This is a genomic window from Shewanella sediminis HAW-EB3, assembly GCF_000018025.1.
Lineage (GTDB): Bacteria > Pseudomonadota > Gammaproteobacteria > Enterobacterales > Shewanellaceae > Shewanella > Shewanella sediminis.
This window is the reverse complement of the sequence record NC_009831.1, coordinates 2,553,191-2,576,746: the sequence shown is the minus strand read 5'-3', so window position 1 is coordinate 2,576,746 and position 23,556 is coordinate 2,553,191. Positions and strand designations below refer to the sequence as shown.

Sequence of the window (23,556 nt, the reverse complement as noted above, 5' to 3'; positions counted from 1 at the left end):
ATCATACCGTTATTGGAGATGACTCCTGCATGGGCAGGAGATTAATATCTATTCATACTTAGTAGCTGCAGGTTAACCGGACTAAAATGCCTTAGGCGGTGGCGGCGCAAGTACCTCACGGTTACCGTTATGGCCTTGAGAGCTCACCACTCCCTGAGCTTCCATCTGCTCAATGATTCTAGCGGCGCGGTTGTAACCGATTTTAAACTTACGCTGTACACTGGATATTGAACCTCTGCGAGTCTCTGTAACGAAAGCAACCGCTTCATCATAGAGCGCATCGGACTCTTCTTCGGCATCACTGGCTTCTCCGGGTAACAATACCTGCTCCCCTTCGGTCGAGCCCTGCAGGATCTCATCGATATATTGCGGTTTGCCTCGACTATGCCAATCGGCCACGACAGCATGAACTTCATGATCATCGATAAACGCACCATGAACACGAATGGGTATACTGGTCCCTGGTGGCAGATAGAGCATATCACCCATCCCCAACAGGGTTTCGGCTCCCTGCTGGTCTAAGATAGTACGAGAGTCGATACGGCTCGATACCTGGAACGCCATTCTGGTTGGAATGTTGGCCTTAATCAGACCCGTGATCACATCGACAGAAGGTCGTTGTGTTGCAAGTATCAAATGAATGCCTGCGGCACGTGCTTTTTGAGCGATTCGGGCGATGAGTTCTTCTACTTTTTTACCCACAATCATCATCATGTCGGCAAACTCATCCACCACGACCACAATAGATGGGAGCTTATCCAATTCCGGAGCTTCAGGCTCCATGCTATCTGAAGATTTCCATAAGGGATCTGTGATAGGTTGGCCTGATTCTTTCGCCTCTTTGATTTTCGCGTTGTAACCTTTCAGGTTTCGAACCCCAAGGGCTGACATCAGCTTATATCGACGCTCCATCTCACCCACACACCATCGAAGCGAGTTTGCCGCTTCTTTCATATCGGTAACGACTTCACAAAGAAGATGCGGGATCCCTTCATAAACTGAGAGTTCAAGCATCTTAGGATCGATCATGATAAAACGAACATCATCAGGTCCGGATTTATACAGCAAGCTGGTGATCATCACATTCACACCGACTGACTTACCCGAACCCGTCGTACCGGCTACCAGGAGATGTGGCATTTTGCCCAAGTCGACAACGACCGGCTCACCGGCAATATCCTGACCTAACACCATGCTCAAATGAGACTTACTCTCTGCGAATGTTTTACTGTCCAACACATCTCGCATAAATACGGTTTCACGAAACTTATTAGGTAATTCGATGCCGACATAGGCCTTGCCAGGGATCACTTCTACAACTCGAACACTTTCAGCCAATAGAGAGCGTGCTAAATCTTTAGAAAGGTTGGTGACTTTAGATGCTTTAACGCCAGGCGCTAACTCTAGCTCGAATCGGGTAACAACAGGCCCGGGGAAAACCCCAACAACCTTTGCTACGATATTAAAATCGGCAAGTTTAACCTCTACCAGCGCCCCAACCTGCTCTAACTCTTCACGGCTGATAGGATTAGCCTTCCTATTTGGGACATCTAACAGAGAGATGCTTGGCAGCGGAGTAATGGGTTTCTTTGCCTGCTCGAGATCTTGCCCTGGTAAAACCACAATACCATCAACGATTTTAGCGGACTCGACAACCTTAGGTTTAGCAAGGCTTACAGCGCCAACTGATGTCTGACTGTCAAAATCAATTTCATCGAGTTCAGTTTCCGGAGCTGTGGCAGACGGGGCCAGGTGGACCTCATCATCGATAGCATCCTCTTCACTTTCAAGTTGTGGCTCGATACGACTGTTTGTGTTTAGCTGTTCACCGTGATTTAGCTCTTCAAATTGATTCAAGTGAGTATCTAAACGTTCGGAATCAAGCTCTTCATCTTCAAAATCATCTTCCGATTGATTGCGTTTCTCTTTGAATTTATCGAATACAGACATGAAGCCTTGTGTATCTTCGGTTTCACCAGAGTCACGTTTAAAGCGTTCGGGTAGCGAACGTAGTGAGTTGAAAACCCAAATAGCGGAAAACCCCGTTAAATCGACAATCGTTAACCAGCTAATCCCGGTGAGTAGTGTAAAACCTGCTCCAACAAAACAAAGCAGCAATAGAGTGGTACCTAATTTATTAAAATAAGGCAACATGGCATCGCGGATCACGTCCCCGGCGACACCTCCGGCAGAAAATTCATAGATATCATTAGCATTCATGCTGGCAAGGGCGGCTAAACTGAAAACAATGAGCAGAAAACCAATGAGCCTTAACCCTACCGAAAAGTAATCAATCTCGAGTAGCTTGTGGGTACGTTTAAAAAGCAACCAGCCCGTCAACGCCATAATGATTGGAATAAGGTAAGCGGTGTAACCGAAAAAGTAGAACAACACATCCGCTGTCCATGCTCCTACCGCACCGGTAACATTTTGAATTTCACCTTCGAAATGTGATTGACTCCAACCCGGATCGGAAGAGTAAAAACTACTGAGGGCAAGAAGAACATAAGTTGCTAGCATGCAACAAATAATGAGGCCCCCCTCTAGAAGACGCTGCACTCCGCTTAGCGTTTTAATACTATTTCCCTTAGACAAATGAAAACCCACGAAAAAGAATAAGACAGGTCGTTCTAAGATATCAAAAATAACGCCCTTTTGCAGCGATTTAAGCTACTCAATCACATTATCTATGGTTTATTTAATGTAAATGATGAATTTATAAACAAGATAAAAAAAGGAGCCATAGTTGGCTCCTTTTTGGTATTACAGACTTAGAAATTAAGATTCTGCGGTAACATTTATTGCAACTTTACTCGTCTGCTTTACCTCTTCCATCACAACGTATGTACGTGTGTCAGAAACAGAAGGCAGTCTAAGTAAAGTCTCACCTAATAAGCGGCGGTACGCAGACATGTCTGATACGCGCGTTTTCAACAGGTAGTCAAAATCGCCGGATACTAAATGACACTCTTGAATATCATCTAGTAATTGAACAGCACGATTAAACTTGTCAAACACTTCCGAACTATCACGATTAAGCGTAATTTCAACAAATACAAGCAAGGATGCACCCAAGAAATGGGGATTAACTAATGCCGTATATCCATTAATATACCCTTGTTTTTCAAGTCTTTTAACTCTTTCTAAGCAAGGGGTAGGACTTAAGCCTACACGTTTTGAAAGCTCAACATTGGAAATGCGACCGTCAGTTTGTAACTCATTAAGTATGTTTCGATCTATCCGATCTAAGTCTTTTATAGGACTCTTTTTATTATTAACCATATTTTTAACCTTGCTTTATTACTAAAACAACATTTATCACTACGTATGTCAAAACTTCAGCAGCATAAACTGCCGAACTGATACTATACTAGATTTCCCTGAGACAAGCACGTTCAGGACACGACAAAATAACAATTACACCCATAAAAAATGGGTTTTTATGCAATTTGAGGCTCGAAGATGATAATTGGTGTACCTAAAGAAATCAAAAACCACGAGTATCGTGTTGGAATGGTCCCTTCAAGTGTACGTGAATTGACAAATAAAGGTCATACGGTCTTTATTGAAGCAAACGCAGGTACTGGGATTGGTTTTACAGATCAAGACTATATCGATGTTGGCGCATCAATTTTAGCTACCGCGGCAGAAGTATTTGCCACAGCGGAAATGATTGTAAAAGTCAAAGAGCCACAGGCAGTTGAGCGCGCAATGTTACGCGAAGATCAGCTACTGTTTACCTATTTACACCTTGCACCAGATCTCCCACAAACTGAAGATTTAGTCAAAAGTGGATCAGTTTGTATCGCTTACGAAACTGTGACCGATGACCGCGGCGCCCTCCCCCTTCTCGCACCTATGTCTGAAGTTGCCGGCAGAATGTCTATTCAAGCGGGTGCCATGGCACTTGAAAAAAACATGGGCGGTCGTGGTATGCTACTCGGCGGAGTACCGGGTGTTGAGCCTGCAAAAGTCGTGATAATAGGCGGTGGCATGGTGGGTACTAATGCTGCGCAGATGGCTGTAGGTTTGGGTGCAGAAGTTGTTATTCTTGACCGTAACATCGATACACTAAGACGCCTTAATGTTCAATTCGATAATAAGGTAAAGGCTATCTATTCAACGGCTGACGCCATTGAAAAGCATGTTCTCGAAGCCGATTTAGTTATTGGTGGCGTACTGGTTCCAGGTGCAGCAGCCCCTAAGCTCGTCACTAAAGACCACATCAAGCGCATGAAGCCTGGCTCTGCAATCGTCGACGTTGCAATCGATCAAGGTGGTTGTATCGAGACTTCACATGCTACCACTCACCAAGATCCTACCTATATCGTAGATGACGTGGTTCACTATTGTGTGGCTAACATGCCAGGTGCCGTAGCACGTACGTCAACGTTCGCACTAAACAATGCAACGCTGCCTTATATCATTAAGCTTGCCGAGCTTGGTTATAGAAAAGCACTGTTGCAAGACAAACATCTGCTAAATGGTCTTAACGTCATGCATGGCAAGATCACCTGCAGTGAAGTTGCTGAAGCACTGAACATGGAATTTGTTGACCCAGCAATCTTACTTAACTAACACCAGTTTTAGTTAAGACAATCAAAGGGAGCCATAGGCTCCCTTTTTCGATTAGAGCAATCTAAATTATTGCCTTTACCCGATGCATTAAATTCCCTACAATCGCTGCAATTCGCTAAAGGTACGGAGATAAGAATGAGTCAAGCTAGACACTGTGAACTACTAATATTAGGGTCAGGCCCTGCAGGCTATACAGCCGCAGTTTATGCCGCTCGCGCAAACCTAAAACCTGTATTAGTGACAGGTTTACAACAAGGTGGTCAATTAACTACCACTACCGAAGTTGAGAACTGGCCCGGCGATGCTGAGGATCTGACCGGTCCGGCATTAATGGAGCGCATGCAAAAACATGCAGAGAAGTTTGAGACTGAAATCCTTTTCGATCATATCAATGAGGTTGATCTTAAGGTTCGCCCTTTCAAATTGAAAGGCGACAACGGTGATTTTACCTGTGATGCACTCATTATCTCAACGGGTGCCTCAGCCATGTATCTTGGTCTGGAATCTGAAGAAGCATTCAAAGGCAAAGGCGTGTCAGCCTGTGCAACTTGTGATGGTTTTTTCTATCGCAACCAGAAAGTTGCCGTGATCGGTGGCGGTAACACAGCCGTCGAAGAAGCACTATACCTCAGCAACATCGCTTCTGAAGTCCACCTGATCCACCGTCGTGATGCATTCCGCAGCGAAAAAATCTTAACTAAGCGTCTTATGGATAAGGTCGAGAACGGTAACATTATTCTTCACTTAGACAACACATTAGATGAAGTTGTCGGTGATCAGATGGGTGTTACTGGCCTTAAGATGAAGAGCACTAAAGACGGTTCTATTACCGATCTTGAAGTTATGGGTGTATTCGTTGCCATCGGTCATAAGCCAAACACTCAGATGTTTGAAGGCCAGTTAGAGATGAACAATGGTTATATCAAGGTTCAAAGTGGCCTCGATGGTAATGCGACTCAAGCGAGTATAGAAGGCGTGTTTGCGGCAGGAGATGTAATGGATCAACATTATCGTCAAGCCATCACTTCAGCAGGAACCGGCTGCATGGCCGCTCTCGATGCCGAGCGTTACTTAGACTCGAAGTAAAAACTCGGATCGGATACAATAAATTTAAAGCAGACTTAGGGTCTGCTTTTTTTTGCGCTAGCTATCAGTAATTGATTAAGGCCATCAATTGACTAAAGTCATTAAGCGCCGACTTAATTTAGACACAACGTCTATTTATTACCATCCATGGCAAATAGACATAAGTGTTCCAGACACAAAGTCTATTTAAATCCATCCATGGTAATTAGACATAAGTGTTCCAGACACAAAAAAGGGACCCGAAGGTCCCTTTTTAATAGATGTACTAACTAATTACTTAGCTAATGCTTCTTTTGCTTTCTCAACTAAAGTTGTAAATACAACTTTATCAAAAACAGCGATGTCAGCCAGGATCTTACGATCGATTTCAATAGAGGCTTTTTTCAAACCATTAATGAAACGGCTGTAAGACAGACCATTTTGACGAGATGCCGCATTGATACGTGCAATCCAAAGTTGACGGAATTGACGTTTCTTCTGACGACGGTCACGGTAAGCATATTGACCAGCTTTAGTTACGGCTTGCTTTGCAACACGGTAAGTACGTGAGCGAGCTCCGTAATAACCTTTGGCTAATTTAAGTACTTTTTTGTGACGAGCACGAGCGGTTACACCACGCTTAACTCTAGGCATTGTTCATTGCTCCTTTAATTAAGCGTATGGTAGTTGACGTGCAATTGCAGGCACATCAGACTTAGCTACTTGACATTTTGCACGTAAGTGACGTTTACGCTTAGTGCTCTTCTTGGTCAAAATGTGACGTAAATGGGCTTGCTTACGTTTGAAACCATTGGCGGTTTTCTTAAAACGCTTCGCTACACCCTTGTCTGTTTTCATTTTAGGCATTGCTAAAACTCCGCATTGGGATATTAATAAAACGCAAGGCGAGCAGAGACCTTAACAGACCCTGCTACTTTTATTTGGCCTTACTATTTCTTTTTCGGCGCGAGGACCATCACAGCTTGACGACCTTCCATTTTCGGGAAAGACTCAACTACTGCTATCTCAGCCAAATCATCTTTAATACGATTCAAAAGATTCATACCAAGACTTTGGTGAGCCATTTCGCGACCACGAAAACGCAGCGTTACTTTCGCTTTGTCACCGTCATCTAGAAAGCGATTCAGGTTGCGTAGTTTTACCTGATAATCGTTTTCATCAGTACCGGGACGGAATTTAACTTCCTTCACCTGTATCTGTTTCTGCTTCTTTTTTTGTTCTTTTTGAGCTTTCGCTTTATCAAAAAGGAACTTTCCGTAGTCCATTATACGGCAAACAGGCGGCTCAGCGTTAGGGCTAATTTCAACCAGGTCTACACCGGCCTCATCAGCTAACTCTTGTGCATCCCTAATCGTTAAGACTCCAAGAGCCTCACCTTCTAAACCGTTCAGACGTACTTCTGAAACGCCAGTGATGAGTTCGTTTATTCTATTCGGGGCCGCCTGGCGCCCTGCTGTTTTTTTGATCTTTATGACCTAATCCTCCAACAAATTGAGACTACGGAGCGAAATCTGTTCATTGATCTTAGAGGCGAAATCTTCGATTCGCATCTTACCTAAGTCAACACCATCTCGGGTTCGCACCGCAACTTCCTTATTATCCATTTCTTGATCACCGACGACCAATAAATAAGGAACACGCCTTAAGGTGTGCTCGCGTATTTTAAAGCCTATCTTCTCATTCCTCAAGTCTTTAGATGCACGAATTCCACTTTCTTTGAAGATATTTACCACTTCATCGACATAATCGGACTGTTTATCGGTGATATTCATCACTACGACTTGCATTGGGGCCAACCAAGTAGGAAATTTACCCGCATACTCTTCAATAAGAATACCCAGGAAGCGCTCTAATGAACCTAAAATTGCACGGTGGATCATAACTGGCGTTTGACGGCTGTTATCTTCGGCAACATAAGTTGCACCAAGACGGCCCGGTAAAGCGTAATCCAGCTGAACCGTACCACACTGCCATGCACGATCGAGACAGTCATGTAGCGTAAATTCAATCTTAGGTCCGTAGAAAGCCCCTTCACCAGGTAGGATCTCATAAGCAATACCATTGGCTGTCAATGCTTGCTTAAGTGCTTCCTCTGATCTGTCCCACATATCATCGTCGCCAATACGCTTTTCTGGGCGAGTCGATAGTTTAACGACGATATCTTTGAAACCAAATGTCTCATAGGTGTCATATACCATCTTGATACAAGCACTAACCTCTTGCTGTACTTGATCTTCAGTACAGAAGACGTGAGCATCATCTTGAGTGAAGCCACGTACGCGCATCAAACCATGAAGTGAACCTGATGGTTCATTACGGTGACAACAACCAAACTCGGCCATACGCAATGGTAGATCGCGGTATGACTTAAGCCCTTGATTAAAGATCTGTACATGACCTGGACAGTTCATTGGCTTAATGGCATATTCACGGTTTTCTGAGTTAGTCGTGAACATGGCATCGGCGTACTTATCCCAGTGACCAGAACGTTCCCAAAGCACACGGTCCATCATCAACGGACCTTTTACTTCTTGGTATGTGTATTGACCTAACTTTTGACGAATAAACTTTTCAAGTTCTAAGAACAAGCTCCAACCATCGTTATGCCAAAATACCATTCCAGGCGCTTCTTCCTGCATATGATAAAGGTCGAGCTGCTTACCAATCTTACGGTGATCACGCTTAGCCGCTTCTTCCAGACGGTTAAGGTGTACTTTAAGTGCTTTTTTGTCTGCCCAGGCAGTACCATAAACACGTTGTAGCATCTTGTTGTCTGAGTTACCACGCCAGTATGCACCGGCCACACTCATCAGTTTAAAATTTTGACAAAATTTCATGTTTGGTACATGAGGGCCACGGCACATATCAACATACTCTTCATGATGATATAACGCTGGCTGGTCGTCTTTACTGATGTTTTCATCCAAGACTTCCATCTTGTATGTTTCGCCGCGAGCTTCGAATGTATCGCGGGCCACTTGCCAACTGCCTACACGTTTTTCAACTTTGTAGTTTGTCTTTGCAAGTTGGGTCATGCGCTTTTGCAGCGCATCAATATCTTCCTGAGTAAGCTTGTGGTCAAGATCGATATCATAGTAAAAGCCATTATCGATAACCGGACCGATAGCCATCTTAGCTTCAGGCCATAGTTGCTTGAATGCATGACCGAGTAGATGCGCGCAAGAGTGACGAAGGATCTCTACACCCTCTTCGTCTTTTGCTGTGATGATAGAAAGCTCTGAATCGGTGTCAATGATATCGCAAGCATCTTTAAGCTCACCATTAACTCGACCAGCGATACATGCTTTAGCAAGACCGGGACCGATATCGGCAGCGACATCTAAAGTAGAAACAGGGTTAGCAAACTCACGTTTGCTTCCATCAGGAAGTGTAATAACAGGCATGAAAATTCCTTATCCAGTGGTGACCCCCACGTAGGGCCACTTGCTAATTAAATAATAAAAGAAAAGTACCAATGGGATAAGCCATTACAAGAGTCTTAGTCACCTTAGGCACAAGCGCGTAATTCTACGAGATTTAGTCGTTGTTGCGCAAGCAAAACAGCTCAATTCAGTCGTCAACAATGGGATTTAAGGCTTAATTTTAGTGTCATCACATTAAAACGTTATTGTCATCAATCCTTCACCCACTTATTTTAGTCTAAGTGCACCTTTAAACAGAGGAGAGTTGCGAAATCAACGGGCACTGTTATTCGATAAGGAAATAACTCAGGAGGCTAATCAAAGCCCGCTCGATATTATCGCTATTTCTAGTAACGATTAGAGGCTCAAACAGCTCCTCAGGTCGGTATCTGGGTTCCCCCTATTTTGCAGATAACACCGCAAAAGTGACATCCAAAGACGAACAACCGACTTCTTTAAGCATGAGTGGCCGTGTACCCATCAAAATAATTCAATACCAACCTGATTTACCGCAGTAAAATAGTCATTCTATCTAACTGTTTCAATATTCAAGGTTACCTGAGTCTTTCTGTATCGGGTAGAGAGACAACCTTGGGTATGACAGTTAAATCTCAACGTGATGAGCACAAGCTTCAAACACCATGGGCTATACTTAACGGTAAAGAAATCTTGTTTCAGACTAAGCATAAATACCAAGCCTGAGATAGCTGTATCTATCTGTGTAGTTAAAAGCAAAAGGAAGACAACCAGACAGGTTAAAGATCTTTCTGCTTCAGTTACCAGGATATTGGTTTATATCGATGTTTACTTGGAACCATGAGTGAGCAGGAGTATAAAGATGAGGTATGCCACACAAACGATTAGTTGTCCTCATTGTGGACACCATCAACATATAGATGTCGATGGTACCAGTGGTGATCAAGATTACTATGATGACTGCAGGATTTGTTGTAACCCCATCCACCTTAGGATCCATATCGATGAGGCACGACATAAGATTGAGTTATTTATCGACTCAGGCGATGAACAGATCTATTAAGCTGCCCATCACCTCGTGACGACTCAGTCACAGTACTAGCATTATGAACCTGCGCGTTTGGCCAGTACACGCTCGACAGTATCGACAATTGCCTGAGTTTGACTATCTATTTCAATATTCAGACATCCCCCTACCTTCGAATCATCGAGGTTCGTCAGTTTTAATGTCTCTGGAATTAGATGCAACATGAAACTGCTATCGGTTACTTCACCAACAGTTAAACTGCAACCATTAACGCCGACGAATCCTTTATAGAGAATGTAGTTCATCCATTTGGGGTCAACCCCCAGTTTGATATCAAAATGGCTATTGGTATTACTCACTTCGAGTATACGAGCCTGGGTATGAACATGGCCTGATAAAATATGACCACCAATTTCACTGCCGAAAGTTAAAGAGCGCTCTATATTCACCTTAGAACCAAGAGTTAAATTTGAGAGGTTGGTCACACTCAAAGTCTCTTCCATTACGTCGAAAAACACCCTATCATTTGCAATTCGTGTAACCGTTAAACAGACACCGTTGTTAGCAACACTCGCGCCTGTTATGAGCCCCTCACGTAACTCGGGTTCCATAGCGATCTCAAGCGTATTTAAGCCATCTTTCTTATTTATCGCAACCACTTCGCACGTGGCTTGAACTATACCTGTAAACATAATTTCTCTCATTTGCATTAAAGGCAGTTTTCATGAATCAATTCGGCTTTCAAGCCAAACGTTTAGTGCAACTTGCACTACCTGTTCTTATCGCCCAAGTCACACAGACCATGATGGGCTTCATTGACACAGTAATGGCTGGTCGAGTTAGTGCAGTGGATATGGCGGCCGTTGCCGTCGGAACCAGTCTGTGGCTTCCAGCACTACTATTTGTACAAGGCCTGTTGATGGCATTTACGCCGGTTTTTGCTCACCAACATGGCGCAAATAACCAGAAAGCGATTCAACCACTCGCTCATCAAGCTGGATATATTGCCATAATAGGCAGTATAGGTGTGATCGTGTTTCTCACTTTTGCACAAAATATTTTTACCATGATGGAATTAGAACCAGAACTCGCCAGATTGAGTATCGGTTACCTTAATGGGTTCGCTTGGGGGGTGCCCGCCTTCGTGCTTTATCAGGTGCTTCGAGGCTGTAGTGAAGGGATCTCTTATACTTTACCGACTATGGTTATCGGGTTTGTTGGATTGGCTGTGAATATTCCCGCTAACTATATCTTTATCTATGGACACTTTGGGATACCTGCAATGGGTGGTGCGGGTTGCGGTATCGCTACCGCTTTGGTTTTTTGGGCAATGTTCATTGCCATGATTATTTATATGCAACTACATAAAAAGTTTGCTGAACTGGCACCGTTCAAATCTTTCCACAAACCAGATTGGAAAACGATGTGGGATATGACCAAGCATGGGTTTCCAATTGCGATGGCACTATTTTTCGAGGTAAGCCTGTTTGCAGTTATCGCGTTGTTACTGGCACCTCTGGGCGCCAATGTTGTCGCAGGACATCAAATTGCACTTAATTTCTCGTCAATTGTATTCATGTTACCGCTATCTATTGGTATCGCAGTATCTATTCGTGTCGGTTATTACCTGGGTCAAGATAAGGCTCATATATCTAAGCTCATAACGAAAGTTGGACTCAGCCTCTCATTTACACTGGCAATTATTACGGCAATCATTACGGTCTTGTTCAGAACTGAAATTGCATATCTGTATAATGATAATCCTGAGGTGGTGGCTTTAGCTGGCAGCCTGATGTTTTTAGCCGCACTTTATCAGCTGTCAGATTCGGTGCAGGTTGTCGCTGCAGGTGCACTACGAGGCTATAAAGACACGCGTAGTGCTCTTTATATTACCCTCGTTTCATATTGGGCTATTGGCATGGTGCTTGGTTATATACTTGCCAGAACGGATTTGATTGTACCGCATATGGGAGCGCACGGCTTTTGGATTGGGTTAATTGCAGGTTTAACCAGTGCGGCAATTCTATTTGCGTGGAGATTACGTCATATCCAAAAAACGGGGGATTTAAAGCAAGTCATCATGGATACAGGCCATAAGTGAGTCGATAATCATGCTTTTCAAAGGAGGAATCCGCGGGTTCCTCCTCGTATATGTCGTATAAAAGAGCAAGTTGCACAGCAAATCTACACTTAATCAGAAAAATTGTTTTTTTACTTGCAACCAAAGCAGTATCCCGTAATATAGCGCTCGTTCCAAGGCAATAGCCAAACGGACAGTTAAGAATTCTTGATAACTGAATAAAAATGTTATTGCGTTATACGGACGCGGGATGGAACAGTACGAAAGCTACTCGGACTCAACTCTTTATAAGAACAAGGCGAAGGTCGTTGCCCTGCCCTTATAAAAAGTAATCCGGCTTCCGCAACCAATACAACCGTAGCTCAGTTGGTTAGAGCACTACCTTGACATGGTAGGGGTCGGTGGTTCGAATCCACTCGGTTGTACCAATTCTTTTATAGAAGAATAAAAAATCTATTATTAAAAGCAGTATACGGACGCGGGATGGAGCAGTTTGGTAGCTCGTCGGGCTCATAACCCGAAGGTCGTTGGTTCAAATCCAGCTCCCGCAACCAATTCTTTAGTAAATAGAATCAAAATAATTTACAGCGTTCATCGGACGCGGGATGGAGCAGTATGGTAGCTCGTCGGGCTCATAACCCGAAGGTCGTTGGTTCAAATCCAGCTCCCGCAACCAATTCTTTTATTGAAGAATCAAAATATCAATTATAATGTCGCGGAATGGAGCAGTATAAAAGCTACTCGGACTCAACTCTTAATAAGAACAAGGCGAAGGTCGTTGCCCTGCCCTTATAAAGGTAATCCAGCTTCCGCAAACAATACAACCGTAGCTCAGTTGGTTAGAGCACTACCTTGACATGGTAGGGGTCGGTGGTTCGAATCCACTCGGTTGTACCAATTCTTTTTATAGAAGAATAAAAACAACTATTAAATAAACACGGACGCGGGATGGAGCAGTATAAAAGCTACTCGGACTCAACTCTTAATAAGAACAAGGCGAAGGTCGTTGCCCTGCCCTTATAAAGGTAATCCAGCTTCCGCAACCAATTCTTTAGTAAATAGAATCAAAACAATTTGCAGCGTTTATCGGACGCGGGATGGAGCAGTATGGTAGCTCGTCGGGCTCATAACCCGAAGGTCGTTGGTTCAAATCCAGCTCCCGCAACCAATACAACCGTAGCTCAGTTGGTTAGAGCACTACCTTGACATGGTAGGGGTCGGTGGTTCGAATCCACTCGGTTGTACCATCTCTTCTTTATCGCGAGCAGAGATCACAGGCCAACGAAAGTTGGTTTTTTTATGCCTGAATTTTACCAAAATGAAACAGATAACCTCGGCAAGCTTGGTTAAAGCACTACCTCTCTTTAAAACGGCGGCGGTAGGGGTCGGTATTCTTCTCTGAAATAGTAATCCACTCGGTTGTACCATTTCTTTATAGAAGAATATAAAATCTATTATTAAAAGCAGTATACGGACGCGGGATGGAGCAGTATGGTAGCTCGTCGGGCTCAACTCTTAATAAGAACAAGGCGAAGGTCGTTGCCCAGCCCTTATAAAAAGTAATCCAGCTCCCGCAACCACTTTTCTTTTTAGAGAAGATCAATCCAGCAAAAGTTGGTTTTTTTATGCCTGAATTTTACTAAGTTAATTGAAGGGCTACCAACTCTTTCTTTCCAACTCTTTCTTCCAATAAAAAAGCGCCGCTTTTATCTCAATTAAGATAAAAACGGCGCCCTACTGTACTGCTCTATAGATATTTCTCTATTGATGCTTAAGCCTACTTACCCCAAGGGTTTTTTGGATCTTGCGACGGTGCAGGTTTATTATGACTTGAGCTACGATTCTGAGCGTAAGAATCTTGGGCTCTTGGCTTATCGCTACCGTAACGTGGTCGACTGCCCTTATTTTGTTTCATCGCTTCATAATCAGCGGTTGCCTTAGCACGCATATCTGCAATAAGTTCAACCGTTAACTCTTGAGGTTTGCGCGGCACAATACCGTCTTCAAAACCACGTTCACGCGGCTTAAGCTCAAACTGAGCCGCACTGCCTTTAGGCATACGCTTAAAACGATATAGGTAGAAAGCTTCTACACGCTCCCTCGCCCACTCGGTCTTTTTCAAAAACTTAAGACAGGCAGGCATATTCGGATTGGTCTTGAAACACGCTAAACGCAATGCCGCGTCTAAAATCTTCCAATCATAAAAATCGACTAACTCAGTGAGCATGGTCTCAAGACTTAGGCCATGTAATGGGTTGTTTTGTTGCTGTTCTATCATGAGATGTCCAAATACCGCAGGTAATGTCTATAAAAATATCAGCATTCACCGAGTGAATAACTGGACCACCCAAATTAAGTGGCCTGTTCAATGGGGCTATAATAACAATAAATCCTGCGATTCACCCACTCAAAATTGAAAATACACCCCGTTATTATTATCTTCCTACCAGATAACTGCGTTTAAATGCTGTCATTACTCGACATATGAGCGGCTATGTCTGTATAATCCGCGGCTGTTTTACCCACGCAAACGCACCTCCTATTTGGGTTGGCTTTATTTTTGCTAAGTTCCAAACACTTAACTTTTCAGGATATTCCATTGATTTCTACCGCAAACATCACGATGCAGTTCGGCCCGGAGCCTCTGTTTGAAAACATTTCCGCTAAATTTGGTAATGGCAACCGCTACGGTTTAATTGGCGCAAATGGTTGTGGTAAATCCACGTTTATGAAGATCCTCAGTGGTGAGCTTGCGCCTACCTCTGGTAATGTCTCAATCACACCAGGCCAAAAGGTCGGCACACTAAGCCAGGATCAGTTTGCCTTTGAAGAGTTCAGCGTGATTGACGCCGTCATTCAGGGCGACGCTAAACTGTGGGAAGTAAAGCAGGAACGTGAGCGGATCTACTCGCTACCAGAGATGAGCGAAGAAGATGGCATGAAGGTAGGTGAGCTCGAAAGCGAATTTGCCGAAATGGACGGTTACAGCGCTGAAAGCCGTGCGGGTGAAATTTTACTCGAAGCCGGTATCGAAGAAGAGTTTCACTTTGGCCTAATGAGCCAAGTCGCACCGGGTTGGAAGCTACGTGTGTTATTGGCACAGGCATTATTCTCAAACCCTGATATATTGCTGCTCGATGAGCCTACCAACAACCTGGATATTCACACCATTAACTGGTTGGCCGGTCAGCTAAACAAACGTAAGTGCACCATGATCATCATCTCTCACGACAGACACTTTTTAAACACTGTTTGTACGCATATGGCAGATATTGATTACGGTGAGCTACGCATCTATCCGGGTAACTATGAGTACTTCATGGAAGCCGCAGCCTTAATTCAAGAGCAGTTACTCGCCGGTAACGCTAAGAAGAGCGCCGAGATGAACGAGCTACAAGACTTCGTTAACCGCTTCGGTGCCAACGCATCTAAAGCGAAACAAGCCAGTTCTCGTGCTAAGAAGCTCGAAAAAATCTCACTCGATGAGGTTAAGTCGTCTAGCCGTATGACGCCATCTCTTAGATTCGACGATGGTAAGAAGTTACATCGCCAAGCGCTGGTATTGGAAAATCTGGGTCACGGTTTTGACGATGAGATCTTATTCGAAGGCGGCGAGCTTATTCTCGAGGCTGGTGCAAAACTTGCTGTTATCGGTGAGAACGGTGTCGGCAAATCGACTTTCCTGCGTTGTTTAGTGAATGAATTACAAAACAACCAAGGTGTGGTCAAGTGGTCTGAAAATGCGTCTATCGGCTATTGCCCACAAGACAGCAGCAAAGATTTTGATAACGACCTAAACCTATTCGACTGGATGTCCCTGTGGCGCACACCTAAGCACAACGACTTAATGGTCCGTGGCATGTTAGGCCGCCTCTTGTTCACAGAAGATGATGCCAACAAGAAAGTCAAAAACTGCTCGGGTGGTGAGAAAAACCGCCTGTTATTCGGCAAGTTAATGATGATGGACATCAACGTGCTCATTATGGATGAGCCAACCAACCATATGGACATGGAAGCGATTGAAGCGTTAAACAACGCACTAAAGACCTACCAAGGTACACTTATCTTCGTTAGCCACGACCGTGAGTTTGTATCATCGCTGGCCACGCGAATTATCGACGTAAAAGATAAGCGGTTGGTTAACTTCCAAGGTACGTTCAACGAGTACATGGCAAGCCAGCAAGAGATGGAAGCGAGAAAAGTCTCCTAATCAGCCTGAAGTTATCCCTTTATTAAAAAAGTAATAAAGATAACACGTAAAAGCTGTCACCATGTTCTCCTATAGAGAACAAATGAGTGACAGTTTTTTTGTTTTTAGCTATTTGTTTTTGCCTATCTTTTTTACCTTAGCGTGACCCGTTTCTATTACTGAGTTACAGACACCAATTTAGAGCACATCGGCCGGGACAAGCACCCAGCCTTCCATCAGCACTCGTGCGCTGCGGCTCATTACCGCTTTATTCACTCTCCACTCACTATTTACAAGACTTGCCTGTGCACCCACTCTTAACGTGCCCGAAGGATGGCCAAAGTGGACACTTTCTCTCTCGATATTACCCGCCGCCAAGCTCACCAGTGTGCCGGGTATTGCCGCAGCGGTGCCGATGGCAACTGCCGCGGTTCCCATCATGGCATGATGGAGTTTACCCATAGAGAGTGCGCGTACGTTTAAGTCGATATCGGCTTTATTGATCAATTTCCCACTCGATGAGGTGTAATCAACGGGCTCTGCTACGATGGCCACTTTGGGTGTATGCTGGCGCCCTGCCGCTTCATCAATATGCTTTATCAGGCCCATCTTAACAGCGCCATGTGCACGAATGCTTTCAAACATAGCCAGAGCTTTCACATCTCCATTGATGGCCTCTTGTAACTCGGCACCTGTGTAGCCTAAATCTTTCGCGTTGACGAACACAGTTGGAATACCGGCATTGATCATGGTGGCGTTAAGCACACCGCTGGCAATCACATCGGTTGGTAATACTAAATCATCGACTAAGTTACCCGTTGGGAACATAGCCCCCTCGCCATCGGCAGGGTCCATAAATTCGACTTCAACTTCTGCCGCAGGAAATGTCACACCGTCCAATTCAAAATCACCGGTTTCCTGTACTTCACCATTGGTGATGGGGACATGGGCAATAATGGTTTTACTGATGTTCTTCTGCCAAATTCGAACCACAACAATGCCATTTTCAGGTATGCGACTAGGATCGACTAAGCCACTGCTGATGGCGAAAGAGCCGACGGCAGCAGACAAGTTACCGCAGTTACCGCTCCAATCGACAAATGGCTTATCGATAGCCACTTGGCCAAACAGGTAATCGACATCGTGATCGGCCTTTGCGCTTTTCGCAACGATAACGGTTTTACTGGTACTTGAGGTCGCACCGCCCATGCCGTCGGTTTGTTTTCCATATGGGTCGGGACTACCGATAACCCGCAGCAACAATGCATCTCGGGCGCTGCCCGCTATTTGTGCGGACTTTGGCAGTTCGGTTAAGTTAAAAAACACACCTTTACTGGTGCCGCCGCGCATATAGGTCGCAGGCACCTTTATTTGAGGTAGATGCTTTTGAGGTGGATGAACCTTTTTGCTAGTCATAGGGGTACCCGTTAACATTCTTACTCGATATGAATTTGAGAGGGTTAAACAAGCGCCGGATTAGCGCTAAAAGCTCAAATCCGGCGCACTTACTGCCATCAACCGCTACCGGTTATGCAACAGACGACGCTAAGAAGTCCTGAGCGAAGCGCTGCAAGATACCGCCAGCCTCATAGATAGAGACCTCCTCGGCAGTATCTAAGCGACACTTAACCGCTATTTCAACATGCTCACCGTTTTTACGCGTCATCACCACAGTTAATGCCGCGCCAGGTGTTCGTTCACCAAACACATCATAGGTTTCTGTACCGTCGATTTGATAGCTATGACGATTATCACCATTAGTGAACTCAAGCGGTAAGACGCCCATACCAACTAGGTTGGTACGGTGAATTCGCTCGAACCCTTCGGCGACAATCACCTCAACACCGGCAAGACGAACGCCCTTGGCCGCCCAATCCCGTGATGAGCCTTGACCATAATCGGCACCCGCAATAATGATAAGCGGCTGCTTGCGCTCCATGTAGGTCTCAATCGCTTCCCACATACGTGACTCTTGTCCCTCTGGCTCGATACGCGCAAAAGAGCCTTGCTTAACCTCGACTTCACCATTCTTACCTAGCTGAGTCACCATCTCATTAAACAGCTTAGGATTTGCAAAGGTAGCGCGCTGTGCGGTCAGGTGATCACCGCGATGCGTTGCATAGGAGTTAAAATCCACTTCAGGTAAGCCCATTTTATCCAGATAGGCGCCAGCGGCACTGTCCAGCATGATGGCATTAGACGGTGACAGGTGATCGGTTGTGATGTTATCACCAAGCACCGCCAGTGGTCGCATCCCCTTCATGGTACGCTCACCTGCTAACGCGCCTTCCCAATATGGAGGGCGACGAATATAGGTACTCTGTGGACGCCAATCGTATTGCGGATCGTTATCGGTGCCATACTCCACTTTAATGTCGAACATCGGCTCATAGACTTTTCGGAACTGCTCTGGCTTCACGCTCTTCGCGATAACGGCATCGATCTCTTCATCAGATGGCCAGATATCTTTAAGTGTTATCGCATTGCCGTCGCTATCTGTTCCCAGGCTGTCTTTCTCGATATCGAATCGAATAGTACCGGCAATCGCGTAGGCGACAACCAAAGGTGGCGACGCCAGGAAAGCCTGCTTAGCGTAAGGATGAATACGACCATCGAAGTTACGGTTACCCGAAAGTACTGCTGTAGTGTAAAGGTCGCGTTCGATCACCTCTTTTTGAATCACAGGATCTAACGCACCGCTCATGCCATTACAGGTGGTACAGGCAAAACCGACGATACCGAAACCGAGCGCTTCAAGCTCAGGCAATAAGTTCGCATCTTCAAGATACAACTGAACCGCTTTAGATCCCGGTGCTAATGAGGTTTTTACCCACGGCTTACGGGTCAGTCCTTTTGTATTTGCGTTACGCGCAAGCAAGCCCGCGGCAATCACGTTACGTGGATTAGAGGTATTAGTACAACTGGTGATCGCAGCGATAATACAGGCGCCATCGGGCATTAAGCCCTCTTCATTCTCAACAACGCCACTAATGCCTTTTTCGGCAAGATCACTCGTGGATACGCGGCGATGTGGGTTAGATGGCCCGGCAATGTTACGTCCTACCGCCGACAGGTCAAAGTGCAGTACACGCTCATATTCTGCATCTTTTAGGCTGTCGGCCCAAAGTCCGCTCTGCTTAGCGTAGGTTTCGACGAGCTTAACCTGGCTGTCATCACGCCCCGTTAGTTTCAGGTAATCAATGGTCTTATCATCGATATAGAACATGGCGGCAGTGGCGCCAAACTCAGGAGTCATGTTTGAGATCGTTGCGCGATCGCCCAAGGTCAGATTCGCCGCACCTTCGCCGAAGAACTCGAGGTAAGTAGAAACCACTTTCTCATTACGCAGGAATTCAGTGATAGCCAGCACGATATCGGTAGCGGTAATGCCGCTCTGACGCTTACCCACCAGCTCGACGCCGACGATGTCCGGCAGGCGCATATAAGATGGGCGGCCCAGCATTACGCTTTCGGCTTCCAGTCCACCGACGCCGATTGCGATTACGCCTAATGCATCGACATGGGGCGTATGGCTGTCGGTACCGACTAAGGTATCGGGGAAAGCGACGCCATCACGGGATTGCACAACAGGCGACATCTTCTCGAGGTTAATCTGATGCATGATGCCGTTACCCGGCTGGATCACATCGATATTTTTAAAGGCGGTTTTAGTCCAGTTGATGAAATGGAATCGGTCTTCATTTCGTCTGTCTTCAATGGCGCGGTTTTTCTCGAAGGCATCTTTCTCAAAACCCGCATGCTCAACAGCCAGTGAATGATCGACAATTAGCTGAGTCGGCACTACCGGGTTAACCTTCGACGGATCTCCCCCTTTATCGGCAATCGCATCACGTAAACCAGCCAGATCAACCAGAGCCGTTTGGCCTAAAATATCGTGGCAAACCACGCGTGCGGGGTACCAAGGGAAATCGAGGTCTCGCTTACGTTCGATGATCTGCTTTAACGAATCGGTGAGCTTAGCAGGGTCGCAGCGGCGTACCAGGTTTTCGGCATATACACGAGAGCTATAGGGAAGTTTGCTATAGGCACCGGGGCTGATGGCATCGACGGCGGCTTGGGTATCATAATAATCTAAATCTGTACCCGGTAATGGTTTACGGTATGAGGTATTCATAGCTGATTCCGCTTCTTTATCGAAAGGATTTGTGGTCCTGAGATGGCTATCTCAGGACCTTACTGCTTATCTTTGACTGATAGGTGTGACGGTTCTTGGCTCTGAACCTATGTAGTCTGCGCTCGGGCGAATGATACGGTTGTTAGAGCGCTGCTCCATCACATGAGCGGCCCAGCCAGTAAGACGTGAACAGACGAATATTGGCGTAAACAGCTTAGTCGGAATACCCATGAAGTGATAAGCCGATGCATGGAAGAAGTCCGCATTACAAAACAGCTTCTTGCTGTCCCACATGAACTCTTCACAGGCGACAGAGATATCATAAAGTGACGTATCGCCGAATTCATTAGCCAGCTTTTCAGACCAGGTTTTAATGATGACATTTCGGGGATCAGAAGTGCGATAGATTGCATGACCAAAGCCCATGATCTTCTCTTTGCGCTCCAGCATGCCGGCCATTTGAGTCTTGGCATCTGCAGGCGAGCTGAATTTTTGGATCATATCCATTGCCGCTTCGTTCGCGCCACCATGCAGTGGCCCACGTAAGGTTCCGATAGCACCGGTAATACATGAGAACATATCTGATAGAGTGGATGCACACACGCGTGCGGTAAATGTCGATGCGTTGAACTCATGCTCGGCATAGAGAATTAACGATACATCCATCACGCGGCGGTGCTGCTCCGATGGTGCCTTACCGTTAAGCAGGTGCAGGAAGTGTCCACCGATAGAGTCTTCCTCAGTCACACAATCAATCTCAACACCTTCGTGAGAGAATTTATACCAGTAACACATGATGGCAGGAAACGCGGCTAACAGCCGGTTTGCCGCTCTGTTTTGCTCCGTGAAATCGTTTTCCGGCTCAAGATTTCCCAAAAATGAGCAACCTGTACGCATCACATCCATTGGGTGCGCATCGGCCGGGATCCGCTGCAGGACCTCTTTCAGCGCTTGAGGGAGATCGCGCAGGGCGAATAACTCTGTTTTATAATGATCCAGCTGAGTCTGATTTGGCAGCTCACCATTAAACAGCAGATAAGCTACCTCTTCGAATGTCGCATTATCGGCCAAGTCTGAAACATCATAGCCACAGTAGGTCAGGCCTGAACCTGACTTTCCAACTGTACAAAGGGCTGTTTCACCTGCGCTTTGACCACGAAGGCCTGCACCACTGAGTTTCTTATCTACCATAACGTGTTCCTTTTATTATTTATCTGCTCTTATGTGTTGGTATGAGTTTAAGGCTCGATTATTACCTATTTTGGTATTTACCAGGCTAGTCACAAAACATAAGCTGTAGGGTGTTAACTAAAATATTTCTATCTGGATCAGAGATTTTTACCTTCTGCAAACAGGCTATCGAGCTTCTGTTCGTATTCGTGGTATCCCAGGTAGTTGTATAGGTCCATACGCGTTTGCATCGAATCGACCACTGCTTTTTGGTCGCCATTGTCGAGTATAGAGGTGTATACCATCTCGGCCGCTTTATTCATGGCTCTAAATGCGCTCAATGGATAAAGCACCATCGCTGCGCCCCACTCTCCTAGCTGCTCCTTGTTCCAGAGCTCCGTTTGACCAAACTCTGTGATGTTGGCAAGAATAGGCACATCAAGCGCATCAGAAAAGGCACGATAGTGCTCCTCTGTTTTAACCGCTTCGGCAAAGATACCGTCGGCGCCGGCCGCTACATAGGCTTTAGCGCGCTCAATCGCCGCTTCCAGCCCCTCTTGAGCGAATGAGTCGGTACGTGCCATGATGAAGAAATCGGGATCGGTACGGGCATCTACCGCCGCTTTAATACGGTCGACCATCTCTGCCGTTGAAACGATCTCCTTATTCGGGCGGTGACCACAACGTTTCTGCGCAACCTGATCTTCCATATGAACCGCCGCAGCGCCGGCTTTTTCCATATCACGAACGGTCTTGGCAATGTTAAATGCCCCGCCCCAACCGGTATCGATATCGACAAGCAGAGGGAGATCGCAAGCCGAGGTGATGCGCTGCACATCGACAATCACATCGTTGAGTGATGTCATACCTAAGTCCGGCAGACCATAAGAGGCATTAGCGACACCGCCGCCGGAAAGATAGATAGCCTGATGGCCAATCTGCTTTGCCATCATTGCCGAGTAAGCGTTGATGGTCCCCACTATTTGCAACGGTTTATTGTCAGCCAATGCTTGACGAAACTTCTTACCTGCACTCATCTTTGTTCTCCCTTTAGAGCTGGATACTAAATCGGTTTAAATTTAATTAACTGCTAACTAACTGCTAATTAATTGCTTGCTAATTTCTTTTCGACATTATTTTTCGAATACAAGATGTGACGACGCATCAGCATCTCTGCCAGCTCTTCATCCCGATTGGATATGGCTTGGACTATGTGCTTATGTTCATCAAATGCTGTAGTGATCCTGGGGCCCGTCATTCCAAGCTGGACCCGGTACATACGAACCAGGTGATAAATGCCGTCTATTAACATGGATATAAGGTGCTTATTCTTACTGCCGAGAATGATTCGATAATGAAAATCGACATCACCGGCTTCCTGGTAATAGGACTCGCCGGTTTTGACCTTTTGAAAATGGGTATTTAATAGCACATTCAGATCGCCAATATCCTGATCGGTCATATTTTTTGCAGCTAACCTCGCAGCCATCCCCTCTAAAGACTCTCTAACCTGATAGAGCTCGACTAAGCCTTCCGGTGTTAAGGTGACCACTCTGGCGCCGACATTTGCCTTACGCTCGACCAGATTACAGGACTCGAGACGATTGATGGCTTCGCGAACGACGGCACGGCTCACGGCATATTTTGTCGACAACTCAGTTTCACTAAGCTTAGATCCGGAAGCGATCTCCCCCTCAACAATATCTTTTCGCATTTGAAAAAATGTTTTATCTGCCGCTGTAACAGGCTGCTCGTTGAAAAAGGTCATATATTTACATATTCATTACAAATCAGATTGTCGACAATATAACCCTACTTTGCCGAGCTGGTCAATAAAAAACCGACACATTGTCGACAAAAAGACTCAACTATTCGTCCTAATATTGAACAATT

Annotated in this window: 18 protein-coding genes and 7 tRNA genes; 12 read left to right on the top strand and 13 right to left on the bottom strand. The window is 45.5% G+C overall.

Going from position 1 to position 23,556, the window contains the following annotated elements; genetic code table 11:
* Window positions 1-81: 81 nt before the first annotated feature.
* Window positions 82-2,595, bottom strand: coding sequence for a DNA translocase FtsK (locus SSED_RS11115; protein ID WP_012142471.1), 2,514 nt, complete (start codon window positions 2,593-2,595; stop codon window positions 82-84).
* A 183-nt stretch (window positions 2,596-2,778) separates the two neighbouring features.
* Complete coding sequence (gene lrp, locus SSED_RS11110; protein ID WP_012142470.1) at window positions 2,779-3,282, bottom strand: leucine-responsive transcriptional regulator Lrp; 504 nt, start codon at window positions 3,280-3,282, stop codon at window positions 2,779-2,781.
* Between the two features lie 180 nt (window positions 3,283-3,462).
* Between lrp and ald the strand changes: the two genes are divergently transcribed.
* Both ald and trxB read left to right on the top strand, forming a co-directional pair.
* Window positions 3,463-4,578, top strand: coding sequence for an alanine dehydrogenase (gene ald / locus SSED_RS11105; RefSeq protein ID WP_012142469.1), 1,116 nt, complete (start codon window positions 3,463-3,465; stop codon window positions 4,576-4,578).
* A gap of 135 nt (window positions 4,579-4,713) precedes the next feature.
* Complete coding sequence (gene trxB, locus SSED_RS11100) at window positions 4,714-5,664, top strand: thioredoxin-disulfide reductase (protein ID WP_012142468.1); 951 nt, start codon at window positions 4,714-4,716, stop codon at window positions 5,662-5,664.
* Between the two features lie 273 nt (window positions 5,665-5,937).
* Here the strand turns inward: trxB and rplT are convergent, their stop codons facing one another.
* The 4 genes from rplT to thrS form a co-directional block, all read right to left on the bottom strand.
* Complete coding sequence (rplT, locus tag SSED_RS11095) at window positions 5,938-6,297, bottom strand: 50S ribosomal protein L20 (RefSeq protein WP_012142467.1); 360 nt, start codon at window positions 6,295-6,297, stop codon at window positions 5,938-5,940.
* Between the two features lie 18 nt (window positions 6,298-6,315).
* Window positions 6,316-6,510 carry a 50S ribosomal protein L35 gene (rpmI, locus tag SSED_RS11090; protein ID WP_012142466.1) on the bottom strand — a complete coding sequence of 65 codons (195 nt, stop codon included), beginning with the start codon at window positions 6,508-6,510 and terminating at the stop codon, window positions 6,316-6,318.
* A gap of 83 nt (window positions 6,511-6,593) precedes the next feature.
* Window positions 6,594-7,136 carry a translation initiation factor IF-3 gene (infC, locus tag SSED_RS11085; protein ID WP_083758938.1) on the bottom strand — a complete coding sequence of 181 codons (543 nt, stop codon included), beginning with the start codon at window positions 7,134-7,136 and terminating at the stop codon, window positions 6,594-6,596.
* A 3-nt stretch (window positions 7,137-7,139) separates the two neighbouring features.
* Window positions 7,140-9,068, bottom strand: a complete 1,929-nt coding sequence (gene thrS, locus SSED_RS11080; RefSeq protein WP_012142464.1) for a threonine--tRNA ligase — start codon at window positions 9,066-9,068, stop codon at window positions 7,140-7,142.
* An 856-nt stretch (window positions 9,069-9,924) separates the two neighbouring features.
* On the opposite strand from thrS, the gene SSED_RS11075 reads away from it, so the two are divergent.
* Window positions 9,925-10,125 carry a CPXCG motif-containing cysteine-rich protein gene (locus SSED_RS11075; RefSeq protein ID WP_012142463.1) on the top strand — a complete coding sequence of 67 codons (201 nt, stop codon included), beginning with the start codon at window positions 9,925-9,927 and terminating at the stop codon, window positions 10,123-10,125.
* A gap of 41 nt (window positions 10,126-10,166) precedes the next feature.
* On the opposite strand, the gene SSED_RS11070 is transcribed toward SSED_RS11075, so the two are convergent.
* Complete coding sequence (locus SSED_RS11070; RefSeq protein WP_041421643.1) at window positions 10,167-10,781, bottom strand: riboflavin synthase; 615 nt, start codon at window positions 10,779-10,781, stop codon at window positions 10,167-10,169.
* A gap of 32 nt (window positions 10,782-10,813) precedes the next feature.
* On the opposite strand from SSED_RS11070, the gene SSED_RS11065 reads away from it, so the two are divergent.
* From SSED_RS11065 to SSED_RS24595, 8 genes are all read left to right on the top strand, one after another.
* Complete coding sequence (locus SSED_RS11065) at window positions 10,814-12,190, top strand: MATE family efflux transporter (protein WP_012142461.1); 1,377 nt, start codon at window positions 10,814-10,816, stop codon at window positions 12,188-12,190.
* A 330-nt stretch (window positions 12,191-12,520) separates the two neighbouring features.
* Window positions 12,521-12,597: transfer RNA gene (locus tag SSED_RS11060), tRNA-Val, on the top strand.
* 49 nt (window positions 12,598-12,646) lie between these two features.
* A tRNA-Met gene (locus SSED_RS11055) sits at window positions 12,647-12,723 on the top strand.
* A 45-nt stretch (window positions 12,724-12,768) separates the two neighbouring features.
* Window positions 12,769-12,845 (top strand) — tRNA-Met (locus tag SSED_RS11050).
* A gap of 144 nt (window positions 12,846-12,989) precedes the next feature.
* Window positions 12,990-13,066 (top strand) — tRNA-Val (locus tag SSED_RS11045).
* 194 nt (window positions 13,067-13,260) lie between these two features.
* Window positions 13,261-13,337 (top strand) — tRNA-Met (locus SSED_RS11040).
* Window positions 13,338-13,339: 2 nt separating this feature from the next.
* A tRNA-Val gene (locus SSED_RS11035) sits at window positions 13,340-13,416 on the top strand.
* A gap of 228 nt (window positions 13,417-13,644) precedes the next feature.
* Window positions 13,645-13,749: transfer RNA gene (locus tag SSED_RS24595), tRNA-OTHER, on the top strand.
* A 197-nt stretch (window positions 13,750-13,946) separates the two neighbouring features.
* Here SSED_RS24595 and SSED_RS11030 read toward each other — a convergent pair.
* Window positions 13,947-14,447 (bottom strand): VF530 family protein, encoded by a 501-nt coding sequence (locus SSED_RS11030; protein WP_012142460.1) that lies wholly within the window; start codon window positions 14,445-14,447, stop codon window positions 13,947-13,949.
* Window positions 14,448-14,768: 321 nt separating this feature from the next.
* Here SSED_RS11030 and SSED_RS11025 point away from each other — a divergent pair, with 321 nt between their 5' ends.
* Complete coding sequence (locus SSED_RS11025) at window positions 14,769-16,379, top strand: ABC-F family ATPase (RefSeq protein ID WP_041421642.1); 1,611 nt, start codon at window positions 14,769-14,771, stop codon at window positions 16,377-16,379.
* Between the two features lie 177 nt (window positions 16,380-16,556).
* Here the strand turns inward: SSED_RS11025 and prpF are convergent, their stop codons facing one another.
* The 5 genes from prpF to SSED_RS11000 all read right to left on the bottom strand — a co-directional run bounded on the left by prpF (window position 16,557) and on the right by SSED_RS11000 (window position 23,431).
* Entirely contained in the window at window positions 16,557-17,774 is a 1,218-nt protein-coding gene (gene prpF, locus SSED_RS11020; RefSeq protein WP_012142458.1) for a 2-methylaconitate cis-trans isomerase PrpF, read from the bottom strand.
* A gap of 112 nt (window positions 17,775-17,886) precedes the next feature.
* Window positions 17,887-20,493 (bottom strand): Fe/S-dependent 2-methylisocitrate dehydratase AcnD, encoded by a 2,607-nt coding sequence (gene acnD, locus SSED_RS11015; protein ID WP_012142457.1) that lies wholly within the window; start codon window positions 20,491-20,493, stop codon window positions 17,887-17,889.
* 66 nt (window positions 20,494-20,559) lie between these two features.
* A complete protein-coding gene (gene prpC / locus SSED_RS11010) occupies window positions 20,560-21,684 on the bottom strand; it encodes a bifunctional 2-methylcitrate synthase/citrate synthase (protein WP_012142456.1) in 1,125 nt (374 codons plus the stop codon).
* A 137-nt stretch (window positions 21,685-21,821) separates the two neighbouring features.
* Window positions 21,822-22,700, bottom strand: a complete 879-nt coding sequence (gene prpB / locus SSED_RS11005) for a methylisocitrate lyase (protein WP_012142455.1) — start codon at window positions 22,698-22,700, stop codon at window positions 21,822-21,824.
* A gap of 68 nt (window positions 22,701-22,768) precedes the next feature.
* Window positions 22,769-23,431 (bottom strand): GntR family transcriptional regulator, encoded by a 663-nt coding sequence (locus SSED_RS11000; RefSeq protein ID WP_012142454.1) that lies wholly within the window; start codon window positions 23,429-23,431, stop codon window positions 22,769-22,771.
* Window positions 23,432-23,556: the final 125 nt, after the last annotated feature.